At 44.8% G+C, this 13,996-nt stretch carries 11 protein-coding genes; 8 read left to right on the top strand and 3 right to left on the bottom strand.

Annotation, left to right across the window (positions count from 1 at the left end; translation table 11 throughout):
• The first annotated feature begins 83 nt into the window (after nucleotides 1-83).
• From rpsO to EAE89_RS06850, 5 genes are all read left to right on the top strand, one after another.
• On the top strand, nucleotides 84-353 hold the full coding sequence (gene rpsO / locus EAE89_RS06870) for a 30S ribosomal protein S15 (protein ID WP_021323310.1): 270 nt from the start codon (nucleotides 84-86) through the stop codon (nucleotides 351-353).
• Between the two features lie 246 nt (nucleotides 354-599).
• Nucleotides 600-2,729: a polyribonucleotide nucleotidyltransferase gene (gene pnp, locus EAE89_RS06865; protein WP_149617247.1), complete on the top strand. Its 2,130-nt coding sequence runs from the start codon at nucleotides 600-602 to the stop codon at nucleotides 2,727-2,729.
• Between the two features lie 125 nt (nucleotides 2,730-2,854).
• Nucleotides 2,855-3,739 carry a lipoprotein NlpI gene (nlpI, locus tag EAE89_RS06860; protein WP_054480209.1) on the top strand — a complete coding sequence of 295 codons (885 nt, stop codon included), beginning with the start codon at nucleotides 2,855-2,857 and terminating at the stop codon, nucleotides 3,737-3,739.
• A gap of 103 nt (nucleotides 3,740-3,842) precedes the next feature.
• Nucleotides 3,843-3,923: a protein YrbN gene (yrbN, locus tag EAE89_RS24350; RefSeq protein WP_110882688.1), complete on the top strand. Its 81-nt coding sequence runs from the start codon at nucleotides 3,843-3,845 to the stop codon at nucleotides 3,921-3,923.
• The gene (locus tag EAE89_RS06850) at nucleotides 3,913-5,829 is read left to right on the top strand and encodes a DEAD/DEAH family ATP-dependent RNA helicase (RefSeq protein ID WP_054480208.1); all 1,917 of its coding nucleotides are present in this window, start codon (nucleotides 3,913-3,915) and stop codon (nucleotides 5,827-5,829) included. Before yrbN ends, EAE89_RS06850 begins: the two co-directional genes overlap by 11 nt.
• Before the next feature lie 66 nt (nucleotides 5,830-5,895).
• Here the strand turns inward: EAE89_RS06850 and EAE89_RS06845 are convergent, their stop codons facing one another.
• The 3 genes from EAE89_RS06845 to EAE89_RS06835 form a co-directional block, all read right to left on the bottom strand.
• A complete protein-coding gene (locus EAE89_RS06845) occupies nucleotides 5,896-7,698 on the bottom strand; it encodes a carbon starvation CstA family protein (protein WP_054480207.1) in 1,803 nt (600 codons plus the stop codon).
• A gap of 176 nt (nucleotides 7,699-7,874) precedes the next feature.
• Nucleotides 7,875-8,591 carry a two-component system response regulator BtsR gene (gene btsR, locus EAE89_RS06840; protein WP_054480206.1) on the bottom strand — a complete coding sequence of 239 codons (717 nt, stop codon included), beginning with the start codon at nucleotides 8,589-8,591 and terminating at the stop codon, nucleotides 7,875-7,877.
• A 15-nt stretch (nucleotides 8,592-8,606) separates the two neighbouring features.
• On the bottom strand, nucleotides 8,607-10,292 hold the full coding sequence (locus EAE89_RS06835; protein ID WP_054480205.1) for a sensor histidine kinase: 1,686 nt from the start codon (nucleotides 10,290-10,292) through the stop codon (nucleotides 8,607-8,609).
• Between the two features lie 234 nt (nucleotides 10,293-10,526).
• On the opposite strand from EAE89_RS06835, the gene EAE89_RS06830 reads away from it, so the two are divergent.
• The 3 genes from EAE89_RS06830 to EAE89_RS06820 are packed head-to-tail and all read left to right on the top strand — an operon-like array spanning nucleotide 10,527 to nucleotide 13,796.
• The gene (locus tag EAE89_RS06830) at nucleotides 10,527-11,498 is read left to right on the top strand and encodes an HlyD family secretion protein (RefSeq protein WP_214085592.1); all 972 of its coding nucleotides are present in this window, start codon (nucleotides 10,527-10,529) and stop codon (nucleotides 11,496-11,498) included.
• Nucleotides 11,499-11,505: 7 nt separating this feature from the next.
• Nucleotides 11,506-12,651 (top strand): ABC transporter permease, encoded by a 1,146-nt coding sequence (locus tag EAE89_RS06825; protein WP_214085591.1) that lies wholly within the window; start codon nucleotides 11,506-11,508, stop codon nucleotides 12,649-12,651.
• Nucleotides 12,651-13,796: an ABC transporter permease gene (locus tag EAE89_RS06820; RefSeq protein ID WP_214085590.1), complete on the top strand. Its 1,146-nt coding sequence runs from the start codon at nucleotides 12,651-12,653 to the stop codon at nucleotides 13,794-13,796. The genes EAE89_RS06825 and EAE89_RS06820 overlap by 1 nt, the downstream gene beginning before the upstream one ends.
• The last annotated feature ends 200 nt before the right edge of the window (nucleotides 13,797-13,996 follow it).

Below are 13,996 nucleotides of genomic sequence, written 5' to 3'. Positions count from 1 at the left end.
GAATGGCGCAGCTATATGTTGGGCGGCTGAATTAGAGATCGGCACCCGTGATTTTAATTTATATATTTTTTTGGAGTTATAATATGTCTCTAAGTACTGAAGCAAAAGCGCAAATTATTGCGGAATTTGGTCGTGATGCGAATGACAGTGGTTCTAGTGAAGTACAGGTTGCTCTGCTGACTGCGCAGATTAATCACTTGCAGGGCCATTTCTCAGAGCATAAAAAAGATCACCACAGCCGTCGTGGTCTGCTGCGCATGGTTTCTCAGCGCCGCAAATTGCTGGACTATCTGAAGCGTAAAAATGTAACAAGTTACACTGCGCTGATTGGGCGTCTCGGCCTGCGTCGCTAATCAAGCAAGTTTCAGCGGAAAGGGGCCATATATGGCCCCTTTTCTTCTGAAAAGCCATCATTATGTAACAGTATAAGAATGCTGATGGTGGTTTTTGGTAAGGCTCTTCGGTTACAGAGGTTCGCGCGGCTAATGAGAGTTTTTAATGGAGTAAGAGCTGTCATTAGTCGCGAGGATGTGGCATGAAGAGATCATTCATTGTTGCCTGCTGAATATAAAAGGCAATGTTAACGAAAGGATATTATTTTGCTGAGTCCGATTGTTCGTAAATTTCAATATGGTCAACATACCGTTACTATCGAAACAGGTATGATGGCTCGCCAGGCCACAGCTGCTGTTATGGTAAATATGGATGACACTGCTGTATTCGTAACTGTTGTTGGTCAGAAGAAAGTAAAAGCTGGTCAGGATTTCTTTCCACTGACTGTTAACTATCAGGAGCGTACTTACGCTGCTGGCCGTATTCCAGGTAGTTTTTTCCGTCGCGAAGGCCGCCCGGGAGAAGGTGAAACGCTGGTAGCTCGTTTGATTGATCGTCCTCTGCGCCCTCTATTCCCAGAAGGTTTCCTGAACGAGGTTCAGATTGTAGCAACTGTTGTTTCTGTTAATCCACAAGTTAATCCTGATATTGTTGCAATGATTGGTGCTTCTGCTGCACTAGCACTTTCTGGTATTCCATTCAATGGTCCAATTGGCGCTGCTCGTGTTGGTTATATCAATGATCAATATATACTGAACCCAACTAGTGATGAGCTGAAAAATAGCCGTTTGGATCTCGTGGTTTCAGGTACTGCTGGCGCTGTACTGATGGTTGAATCTGAAGCGGATCTGTTAACTGAAGAGCAAATGCTGGGCGCGGTGGTGTTTGGTCATGATCAACAACAGGTGGTTATTGATAACATTAATGCATTGGTTGCGGAAGCGGGCAAAGAAAAATGGGATTGGGCACCAGAACCTGTTAACCAAGAATTACATGATCGGGTCGCCGCATTGGCAGAAAGCCGTCTGGGTGATGCTTATCGTATCACTGAGAAACAAGAGCGTTATGCTCAAGTTGATGCTATCAAAGATGAAGTTTCAGCAGCATTGTTGGAACAGGATGAAACTCTGGATGAAGCCGAAATCCATGAGATTTTGGGTAGCTTAGAGAAAAATGTTGTTCGCAGTCGTGTTTTACGTGGTGAACCACGTATTGATGGTCGTGAAAAGGATATGATTCGTGCGTTGGACGTACGTACTGGTGTTCTGCCTCGTACCCACGGTTCTGCACTGTTTACTCGTGGTGAAACTCAGGCTTTGGTTACTGCGACTTTGGGTACAGAACGTGATGCACAAATCATTGATGAGCTGATGGGTGAACGCACAGATCGCTTCCTGCTGCACTATAACTTCCCTCCATACTCTGTTGGTGAGACGGGTATGATTGGTTCGCCAAAACGTCGTGAAATTGGTCACGGCCGTCTGGCTAAACGTGGTGTATTGGCAGTCATGCCGAAAGCTAATGAATTCCCATATACTGTTCGTGTAGTTTCTGAAATTACTGAATCAAACGGCTCATCTTCAATGGCATCTGTTTGTGGTGCATCTCTTGCACTGATGGACGCAGGTGTACCGATTAAAGCTGCTGTTGCTGGTATTGCAATGGGGCTGGTGAAAGAAGGGGATAACTTTGTTGTTCTGTCTGACATTCTGGGTGATGAAGATCATTTGGGAGACATGGACTTTAAAGTAGCAGGTAGCCGTGAAGGTGTTAGTGCTCTGCAAATGGATATCAAAATTGAAGGTATCACTCGCGAAATTATGCAAGTTGCTCTGAATCAAGCAAAAGGTGCACGTTTGCATATCCTGAGTGTAATGGAGCAGGCAATTCATTGCCCACGTAATGATATTTCTGAATTTGCACCACGCATTCACACTATCAAGATTAATCCTGACAAGATCAAAGATGTTATCGGTAAAGGAGGCTCAGTTATCCGTGCGCTGACTGAAGAAACCGGTACTACTATTGAAATCGAAGATGATGGAACAGTGAAGATTGCTGCAACTGATGGCGAAAAAGCAAAACATGCAATCAGTCGTATTGAAGAAATTACTGCGGAGATTGAAGTTGGGCGTGTTTACGCTGGTAAAGTAACCCGTATCGTTGATTTCGGCGCATTTGTTGCTATCGGTGGTGGTAAAGAAGGTCTGGTACATATTTCTCAGATTGCGGATAAACGTGTTGAGAAAGTGGCTGATTATTTGCAGCTAGGTCAGGAAGTATCAGTTAAAGTACTAGAAGTTGATCGCCAGGGCCGTGTTCGTTTGAGCATTAAAGAAGCAACAGCGGGTACAACTGTTGAGGAAGCATCACAGGTACCACAATCAGCAGAATAAATTTGATGTCATAAACGGTGTCTTGTAAAAAAGCGCCGTTTAATAGACTCGAGGGCAGGAGGCCCAATAAATGCAAGATGGGTGATAGGTCATTCTTATCAATGTCTGACTTTCGGGAGTAGGAAATGAATTTTTTTCTGCGCTGGTGTTATGCTGTAGCAATACTTATTTTAACAGGATGCAGCAGCAAGGATTGGCGTAAAAACGAAGTTTTTGCTATTCCGTTACAACCTTCATTGCAGCAGGAAGTTATTCTGGCTCGTATGGAACAGATTCTCGCGAGTCGGTCATTGACAGAAGATGAGTACGCACAGCTTTTATATGAGAGAGGTGTGCTGTATGATAGTCTCGGGCTGAGGGCTTTGGCACGGAATGATTTTTCTATTGCCTTATCTATTCGCCCTAATATTCCAGAGATTTTTAATTATCTGGGGATTTACTTTACGCAGGCTGGCAATTTTGATGCCGCCTATGAAGCGTTTGATTCTGTATTAGAGCTTGATCCAACTTACAATTACGCGCGTCTGAACCGCGGCATCGCGTTGTATTACGGTGGCCGGTATAAGTTAGCGCAGGATGATCTGCAGGCGTTTTATCAAGACGATCCAAATGATCCTTTTCGTTCGTTGTGGTTGTACCTAGTGGAAAAAGAATTTTATCCTAAAGGAGCGATGGTAAATTTGTCGCAACACTACGAAAAAGCGAACCGGGGGCAATGGGGCTGGAATATAGTTGAATTCTACTTAGGTAAAATCAGTGAATATACATTGATGGATCGCTTAAAAGAGAATGCAACGGATAACACTTCGCTCGCTGAGCATCTCAGTGAAACTGACTTCTATTTAGGTAAACATTACCTAAGTCTGGGGGACAAGGATAGCGCATCTGCGTTATTCAAGCTGACGGTAGCTAATAATGCACATAACTTTGTTGAGCACCGCTATGCATTGTTGGAGTTGGCGCTGTTAGGCCAGGAACAAGACGACCTATCAGAATCGGACCAGCAATAGCTGACGAACATTTTTCGAGATCGATTAACAAAGTCCATCATCTTGACCGATGAGGGCTTATTTGTTCGTTTAATTACATACTTTGAGCCAGTTCACATTTTAAATGAAAATGACCGAAATTCTTTTCGATGCGTTATGTAGACTGGCCGCCATAACTAATGAGGCACCATTACATGACCACTGAGACTGAAATCTCTTTTGCTGATCTGGGTTTATCAGCACCTATTCTTTCTGCACTGGAAGATCTTGGCTATGAAAAGCCATCTCCAATTCAGCAACAATGTATTCCTCACTTATTAAACGGTCGTGATGTGCTGGGTATGGCACAGACTGGTAGTGGTAAAACGGCAGCATTTAGCTTGCCCTTATTGCATAACATTAATGCTGAGCTGAAAGCTCCGCAGATCCTTGTGCTGGCACCGACCCGTGAACTGGCGGTACAGGTAGCTGAAGCATGCGCAGATTTTTCTAAACATATGCGTAATGTGAATGTTGTTGCACTATATGGTGGACAACGTTATGACGTTCAATTACGCGCTTTGCGTCAGGGACCACAAATTGTTGTGGGTACACCAGGTCGTCTTTTGGACCATCTGAAGCGTGGTACTTTAGATCTGTCTAACCTGAGCGGCTTGGTTTTGGATGAAGCTGACGAAATGCTGCGCATGGGCTTTATCGAAGATGTTGAAAACATCATGAGTCAAATTCCGGCTGAGCACCAAACTGCGTTGTTCTCTGCAACTATGCCAGAAGCTATCCGCCGTATTACTCGCCGTTTTATGAATGATCCGCAGGAAGTGCGTATTCAGGCTAGCGTAACTACTCGTCCTGATATCAGCCAGAGTTACTGGTCTGTTTACGGTATGCGTAAAAATGAAGCACTGGTGCGTTTCCTTGAGGCTGAAGATTTTGATGCTGCGATTATTTTCGTGCGTACCAAAAACGCAACTCTGGAAGTGGCAGAAGCACTGGAGCGTAATGGTTACAACAGCGCAGCCTTGAACGGCGACATGAACCAGGCTCTGCGTGAACAGACTCTGGAACGCTTGAAAGATGGGCGTTTGGATATTTTGATTGCAACTGATGTTGCTGCGCGTGGCTTGGATGTAGAACGTATCAGCTTGGTTGTTAACTATGATATTCCAATGGATGCAGAATCTTATGTTCACCGTATTGGTCGTACTGGTCGTGCGGGGCGTGCTGGTCGTGCGTTGTTGTTTGTAGAAAACCGTGAACGCCGCTTGTTACGTAACGTTGAACGTACAATGAAGTTGACTATTCCAGAAGTTGAATTGCCAAATGCTGAGTTGTTGAGTCAGCGTCGTTTGGAGAAATTTGCAGCTAATGTACAGCAGCAATTGGAAAGTAGCGATCTGGACCAGTACCGTATTCTATTGTCTAAATTGCAACCGGCGGAAGATCTGGATATAGAAACGCTGGCGGCAGCATTATTGAAAATGGCACAGGGTGAACGTCCGTTGATTCTGCCACCAGATCCGGTTCGTCGTCCTCGCCGTGAATTCAACGAACGTGATGATCGTCGTCGTAATAGCTTTGATGATCGTGGCGAACGTGGCGGTGATCGTCCTCGTCGTGAACGCCGTGATGTTGGTGAAATGGAGTTGTACCGTATTGAAGTGGGCCGTGATGATGGTGTTGAAGTTCGCCATATCGTTGGTGCGATTGCTAATGAGGGTGATATCAGTAGCCGTTATATTGGTAATATCAAACTGTTTGCAACTCACTCTACTATTGAGCTACCAAAAGGTATGCCTGGCGACTTGCTGTCTCACTTTACCCGTACCCGCATTCTAAATAAGCCAATGAATATGCAGTTATTGGGTGATGCACAGCCATTTGAACGCCGGGAGCGTCGTGGTGGTGGTCGTAATAACGGTAATGGTAACGGTAACGGCCCTCGCCGTGATCGTGAAAACTTTGGTGGTGGTCGTCGCTTCAGTGGCGAGCGCCGCAGTGGTGAAGGTCGCGGTGGTGAAGGCCAAAGCCGTAGTAGTTTCCGTGGCCGTAGTGATGACCATGGTCCATCTGCTGCTCCACGCCGCCGTTATAGCAATAGTAACGCGCAGTAATTGACTGATATTTAAGTGATAAAACGGCTCCTTTTTACAGGAGCCGTTTTTGATCTATGGAATAGATCAATTGCTTAGTACCTTAACTGGATTGCTTACGCTGCGTGTGCGCCACAGTTTCAGCCATTGCATAATAGAAGAAACCAGAATTACGGCGCCAAGGATAACCATCACAATGGAAATAGTACCGTTGAAGATGTTGAAACCTTTTGCGGCGGAGTTGAAGTAAACATGTTTCACCATCCAGTAAGCAGCGTAGTTCACGGTAACGTACAGGTAAGCAAGTGGTATCAGGCAAGTCAGCATATACCAGCGTTTTTCAGACAGGCGCAGAATAATTGTTGCGCCAATCATCAAACCGATAGACGCCATTAGCTGATTGGATACACCGAATAGCGCCCAGACTGAGTTGATATCGCCGGAATTCAATAGGTAGCCCCACAGTAAACAGGCGACAATACTGCAACCAATGGAACCTGGTAACCAGTCGATGCGTTTCAGAGGTGCCCAGATATCACCTAGGAAATCTTGTAGCAGGTAACGGGCAACACGTGTACCAGAGTCAACAGCTGTCAGGATAAATACCGCTTCGAACATGACAACGAACTGGAAGAAGTAGGACGTTAACTGGTTGAACCAAGGAATACGAGTGAATATATCAGCCATACCCACTGCCAGCGTTACTGCACCACCCGTACGGCCATTCAGATCGAGGCCGATTTCCTGACTCAGTGCGGGTAGGTGGACAACATCCATACCTAATGTGGCAAAGACTTCTGGAGAGGCATTAATCGCGAAGTAGTCAGCAGGATACAGGGAAGTGGCAGCGATCAGTGCCATTACACCAACGACACATTCTGCTAGCATTGCACCGAAGCCAACTGGCAGGATATCACTCCATTTATCGATCTGTTTGGGCGTTGTACCAGAGCCGATAAATGCGTGGAAACCAGAAATTGCACCACAAGCGATAGTGATAGAGATAAACGGCCATACTGGACCTGCCAGTACAGGGCCATTGCCATGAATAAATTCAGTGACTGCTGGGAATTGTATCTCTGGGTTAATAAAGATCACACCTATAACCAACGCACCGAATACACCGATTTTCATAAAGCTGGAAAGATAGCCTCGTGGAGTCAGTAGCATCCATACTGGCAGAGCAGTTGCAAAGAATGCGTAGATTGGTAATGCCATGCTGACGGTTGATGTACGCAGACTTAACCATTCACCGAAAGCGGATGTCTGAATGTAAGGACCGGCGATCACGCATACCATAATGGTGATAATACCTACCCAGGTTGCACCCCGCATATTACCGGTAAAGCGTTCCCAAAGACCGACACCAATCGCTACCGGAATGGTCATAAGTACTGCAAATGTACCCCAGGGGTTACGTTCTAGAGCGTGAACTACCACCATGCAAAGACCTGACATAGTGATAGTGATAATGAACAACATAGCAAGACCGGTACACCAGCCAGCGATCGGGCCAAGCTCTGCTTTGGTAACTTCTGACAGAGATTTGCCGCTATGTTTCATTGAAGCGAACAGAATAACGGTATCATGTACCGCACCGCCAATGACACAGCCGATTAATAGCCATAACATGCTGGGCAGATAACCGTACTGAGCTGCTAATACGGGGCCGACCAACGGACCTGCCGCCGCAATTGCAGCGAAGTGGCTGCCGAAATTGACCCATTTCTTTGTGGGTACATAATTTTTGCCATCTTCCAGTAAATGCGAAGGTGTAACTTCACTGTCATCAGCTTTCAGTACTTTTTTAACGAAAAATACACCGTACAAGCGGTAGCAGATAACCAGGATACACAACGTCGCAATAATAAATGTGAGAGCGTGTTGCATTTCTTTTCTCCTGAGTGAGATCGATAAGTTTTTACGCCTATCTTGTCACAGGTAAAGAAAGCTAATAGGGGTGTGAGTGTGTGAGTGGTTATATGGCGAGTTAAGTGGTTAGATTTAGCAGGTAAGTGGTCGGCAAAAATTCACTAACCTGCTAAAAATGTGATGAATATCACGCATTACTTCAACCCTAACGCTTCTTTGAGCGGTTTCAAATAGCGGCGACTAACAGGAATAGTTTTACCATTACGTAACACCAGTTCAGCTTGTCCATTATCACCAAACAGGATTTCACGCAGATGGGACATATTGACCAAATATTGACGATGATTTCTCATCAGTGGAGTACGGGTCTCCAGTGTGCGAAGAGTCAGTTCAGTAAATCCTTCTTGTCCGCTGGTACACATAACATAGACTCCGCTTGGGCGGGAGGTGACATAAAGTATTTCATCCAGTTGAACAAGCCAGATTCTGCTGTGTCCTGTGCATGGAATATATTTCAAAGGCTCTTCGGCTTTTAGTACTGAAATATCCTGTTTCTGATACCCTTGGCGTAATCGTTGTAAGGTTTTGGTCAGCCGGTTTTTTTCCAGTGGTTTTAACAAATAATCGAATGCGTGCTCTTCAAACGCCTGTATTGCGTATTCATCAAATGCCGTCAGGAAAACAATATTGGGACGATGTTCTGGATCGAGCATCCCAACCATTTCTAATCCGGTAATACGTGGCATCTGGATATCCAAAAACACAACATCTGGCTTTAGACGATGGATGGCACCAATAGCTTCAATGGCGTTGGGGCATTCGCCAATAATTTGGATATCTTGCTCTTCTTCTAGCAAACAACGCAGATTCTCTCGCGCTAGCGGTTCGTCATCAACAATTAATATATTCATATTCACACAGTTTGATCAGCCTCTGTATTCTAGTGGTAAGCATAAAATTACGCGGGTAGATTGTTCTGGCTGGCAATCTATTTGCACTCCATAATTTTCACCATAGCGAAGTCGCAGCCGTTTATCTACCAAACTCATGCCTAATCCATCCCCTATGGAAGCGGGTTTATAAAGACCCGCATTATCTTCCACTTCCAGTATCAGCAATTGATCCTGCTGATGAGCACGAATAGTAATTCTGCCGGTTTCCAGCAATTGTGATGTGCCGTGTTTGATGGCATTTTCTACTATCGGCTGGAGAGAAAAAGCCGGTAGTTTGGCGTGAAGTAGAGCATCCGGCAGTTCAATATGTATTTGCAGATGATCACGAAATCGAGCTTTCTCAATTTGTAAGTAAGCATTCACATGTTCTATTTCATCAGTCAGGCTGACAATTTTTTCCGATCGTTTCAAATTCTTACGGAAGAAGGTTGAGAGATATTGAACTAACTGACCGGCTTGATGACTGTCCCGGCGGATCACGGCTTGCAGTGTATTTAGGGCATTGAATAAAAAGTGAGGGTTCACTTGCGCGTGAAGCAACTTAATTTCTGATTGGAGAAGTGATTGTTTATTCCGTTCATATTGTCCGGCGAGGATTTGGGCAGATAGTAGGCTGGCAATACCTTCTCCTAGAGTTCGGTTGATTGAGCTGAACAGACGATTTTTAGCTTCGTAAAGTTTAATCGTTCCGATCACTTGTTGATTTTCTCCCCGTAGTGGAATGACCAAGGTAGAGCCTAGTTTGCAGGTTGGGTTGATTGAACAGCGGTAAGGTATTTCATTGCCGTCGGCATAAACTACTTCGTTATTTTCAATTGCCCGACGGGATAGCGCTGAGGCAATAGGTGTTCCGGGAAGATGGTGATCTGAACCGATACCAATAAATGCCAGCAGTTTTTCCCTATCTGTAATGGCAACTGCGCTAATTTCCAATTGCTGATAAATAACTTTTGCTACTCGCATACTGTTATTTTCATTAAATCCTTTCCGCAGAATACCTTCAGTATAGACAGCAATTTTCAGTGCCTGAGCAGAAAATGCACTGGTATACTTTTCAAATATAGCGCGCCGGTCGAGCAGAATACGTATGAACATTGCTGAGCCGATACTATTGGTGACCATCATTGGGGCGGCGATATTTTTGACTAACGCTAATGCTTCACTGTATGGACGGGCAAGTAAGAGTAAAATTCCCATTTGTATCATTTCAGCACAAAACGTTACGACAGCGGCGGTCCAGGGATTAATCAGCCGATTTATTTGACCACGCCTTATTAGGTAACTGTGAATGACCCCACCGATCAAACCTTCAACAATTGTTGATATCATACAGCTGAAAGCAGTCATCCCACCAAGAGAATAACGGTGTAGCCCACCTGTTAACCCAACCAGCGCGCCAACGCCTGGCCCGCCTAACAGTCCGCCAAGGACAGCACCAATAGCACGGGTATTGGCGATTGAATCACCTACGTGTAGACCAAAGTAAGTTCCCATAATGCAGAAAATGGAAAAAATGACGTAGCATAATAACTTGTGAGGTAAGCGCACCGTGACTTGTAAGAGTGGAATAAATAGGGGTGTTTTACTTAGCAGCCAGGCAATGACTAAATAGACACACATCTGCTGTAGTAATAACAACACGAGGTTAAATTCGTACATAGGCTTTCTGGGAAGATTGTTAGTGCTACCAGTTTACAGAAATCGTTAATGATATTATTAACAATTTGGTTTAAGTAGAGCAATATTTGACAAGAATCATAAACCACTACACTATTATAAAGACTTATTCTTTCTGCCAGTAATTATACGCACAAATATATAAGAAATTTTCTATAGAATAATGTGAAGATGCTATTAGTTTCAGATTGAGCAATTTTGGGTGTGTAAGACATAATGAAAAAAAGAACACTTTTTACGATCTTACTGGTTATTCTGCTCACAGCAATGGCTGTGTTATTTCGTTCTCATAACCAATATTTGTTGTTGCAAGGTGAAGTTGATGCGCCGGAAGTGATTGTGGCATCCAAAGCCAAGGGCCGGGTGATTGAACGTCATGTCGAGCGGGGAGATGATGTTAAAATCGGTCAGCTCCTGATCACACTTGAAAGCCCTGAGTTACTGGCTCAAGTCGCTTCATTGGAAGCTGTCCGTGATCAGGCTAAGGCCCAGTTAGAGCAATCTTTGCATGGTACGCGTGAAGAAAGTATTCGAAATTTGGAGGCGGTTTTAGCGCAAGCTCAGGCTGAATATGATAATGCGATACGTGAATATAACCGTATCCAGAACATCGCATCTAAAGGCTACGTTTCACCAAATGAACTGGATAACGCCCGCAGAAACAGGGATGTTGCCTATCAAAAAATGCAGGGAGCAAAAGCCGCGTTAGATGAAGGTGTGCATGGTGACAGGATTGAGCTACGCCAGAAATATGCGGCGGCTCTGCGTCAGGCTGAACAGCAACTCATTGAGTTACAAACCCAGAAGGATGATTTACAGGTTAAAGCGCCAGTCGAGGGTGAAGTTGGGCCGATTCCGGCAGAAGTGGGTGAATTATTTAATGCCAACAGCCCGCTGGTGACGTTAGTCCGTGTACCAGAAGCTTATTTTGTTTATAACCTGCGGGAAGATATTCTGGCAAAAGTACATAAAGGGGATAAATTCAAACTTCGTGTTCCGGCGTTGGGAGATAAAGAGATTGAAGCAGAAGTTCGTTATATCTCCTCGATGGGAGATTATGCGACCAAACGAGCAACTCGTGCGACTGGTGATTTCGATTTAAGAACTTTTGAAGTTCGCTTGTATCCCGTACAGCCTATTGAAGGTTTGCGTCCTGGCATGAGTGCCTTGTGGCGTTGGGATGAATAGGTGATTGATGCGAAGCAAAGTTGCATGGCGTAGTTTCGAACGCGCTTTTAGTCAAGAGATTCGGGCTACGATCCTTAGTCCGGTTTTTCACTGGCTAAGCTGGCTATTCCCTTTGATGCTATTTGTGCTGATCAGCGCTAATTTCTCAGAAGGGACGTTGCTCAATTTGCCAGTATCGGTGGTAGATAATGATCATAGTCCATTGTCACGTAGTTTGATCCGTAACCTAGATGCCGCTTCTCATGCGCAGATTAAATCCTACGATGGTGGATTGCATGAATCTCTTGAACGGCTTGGCAACGCTAAGGATTACTCTCTGCTTTATATCCCGAATGATTTTGAGGCTGATGCTCTCCAGGGGTACCAGCCAACAGTTCGTATGTATTACAACGCATTGTTTTATGGTGCCGGAAGTTATTCTATTCAGGATTTCAGTGGAGTAATGGCGGAGATTAATGCGAAATACCGTTCCGTACTGGCAGCGGAGATGGGGCGCCAGTTACCTCCGTTAGCCAATGTCACACTCGCTTATGACAGTCTTTTCAATGCCAGTGGTAGTTACATTTATTATCAGCAGTTTGCGGCCACTATCCATTTGTTACAGCTTTTTGTTGTGACTTGTACGATTTACAGTATGGCCCGTAGCAGTACGCTGATGACAATGAAACCGTTTACCTTCGCCTTGTTGGGAAAACTGGCGCCTTATACCCTGTTTTTTACTCTGTTGTTAATTGTAGAACTGGCGGCGCTGATTGGAGTATTTGATGCAAAAGTGAATGGTAATCCAATATATATGGTGATAGTAGGTTTCTTCTATGTGATTGCCGCTCAAAGTATTGGTCTGTTGCTATTTACTTTCACCAATAGCGCATTGACAGCTTATAGCCTGATTGGGGTGCTGGTAAGTATCGCGATGACCTTTTCAGGTATGTCAGTACCCGAATTATCAATGATATTGCCGGCGAGGATAATTGCCAATCTTGAGCCTTTGACCCACGCCTTGAATGCAATGTTTGATATTTTTCTGCGTGAGGTTTCTTTACTGGGTATTTTATCTGTTTGTGCTTCGTTACTGATTTATCCGCTCGTTTGTTCCCTGCTAGTGCGTAACCGGTTATTGAAACGGCTTAGACTGCCACAAGGTGGTGAATGATGCGGATGTATTGGCAGACTTTTCGCCGGGTGTTAATGGGAATGCTGGAAAAACCTATGTGGATGTTGATGCTGGCTTCCCTGTGTCTGATGAGTTTGGTGTATGTTCGGCCAACAGTATGGGATCTACCCGTTGCCGTGATCGATCAGGATCACAGCTTCGCCAGTCGTGCTCTGATACGTCAGCTTAATTCCACGGCTAAAATTGCTGCCTACAGCTATGACAATCTGGCGGATGCCCGTCGCGATCTGCTATTACGTGAAATTTTTGCGATCATCATCATACCGGCGGATCTGGAGAAAAATATCCTTACTGGAAAAAATATCACCTTCCCGATTTATGGAGATGCAACAAGCCGTCTTGCCAATGGACAAATTCAACAAGAGTTGACCTCAGCCCACCGGCAATTGCTGAGTGAATATAACAGCAAATTACTACTGAAATATGGTTTCAGTCCTGAACAGGTAAAGCTATTACTGATGCCAATTCGTAGTGAAACTGTTGGGTTGTTCAACCCAGGTGTTAGCTTTGCTGCAATTACCTTTCCTGGTTTGTTGGTGATGTTGTTGCAACACTCCTTGCTGATATCTTGTGTGCGGGTTAGTATTACGATGCGTAGTACGCCGAAAGGTAAACCACCATTACCCGTCTATTTAGGGGCATTATCGGCGCTATTACCCATCTGGCTTTTTCTCTCCATCATATTTTTTGTTCTTTGGCCGTGGGTATTGGGATACCGTCAGGAAGCGTCTATTCCTCTGTTATTAATGCTGACTTTCCTGTTTATGTTGTCGGTGTTTGGATTGGGGAAACTGGTGACAGAATGTATGCGCAGCGTAGAAATGATCTATTTAACGCTCTCTCTTCTTACAACGCCGGTATTCTATATTTCCGGCACCATTTGGCCGGTACAGGCAATGCCTGATTGGGTAAGGGCAATCTCTTTTGCTTTACCGTCTACTTGGGCGACAAAAGCGATTGCAGGTGTTAACCAAATGGGGCTGCCATTACAGAATGTATTGGGAGATATTGCCATGATGCTGATCCTTGGCGTGGTTTATACGTTGCTGGGGATTCTGATCGGGAGGGTGCGTAATGGTGGATTCAGGAGAATAACTTATTATTTGCGCAGGATGTTTAAGTGATGGTTTATGCTTCCTTTGTAATCTGATTCAATTCCATTGAAATATCGCTTAGCGAAAAACGCCGTAAACCCTCGCCCAGTGCGAGGGTGTCGCAAAAGTTATCCCTTATCAGTTAATATCTTGGTTCCCATTCCAAATTCAGAACTTCTATTATGACCACATTCCTACGACAACTGATGCCTTCCGTTCACACCGGGCGT

It is taken from the genome of Photorhabdus heterorhabditis, from assembly GCF_018448905.1.
Taxonomy (GTDB): domain Bacteria; phylum Pseudomonadota; class Gammaproteobacteria; order Enterobacterales; family Enterobacteriaceae; genus Photorhabdus; species Photorhabdus heterorhabditis.
The sequence above is the reverse complement of the archived record's forward strand: the minus strand, read 5'-3'. Positions and strand labels throughout refer to the sequence as shown.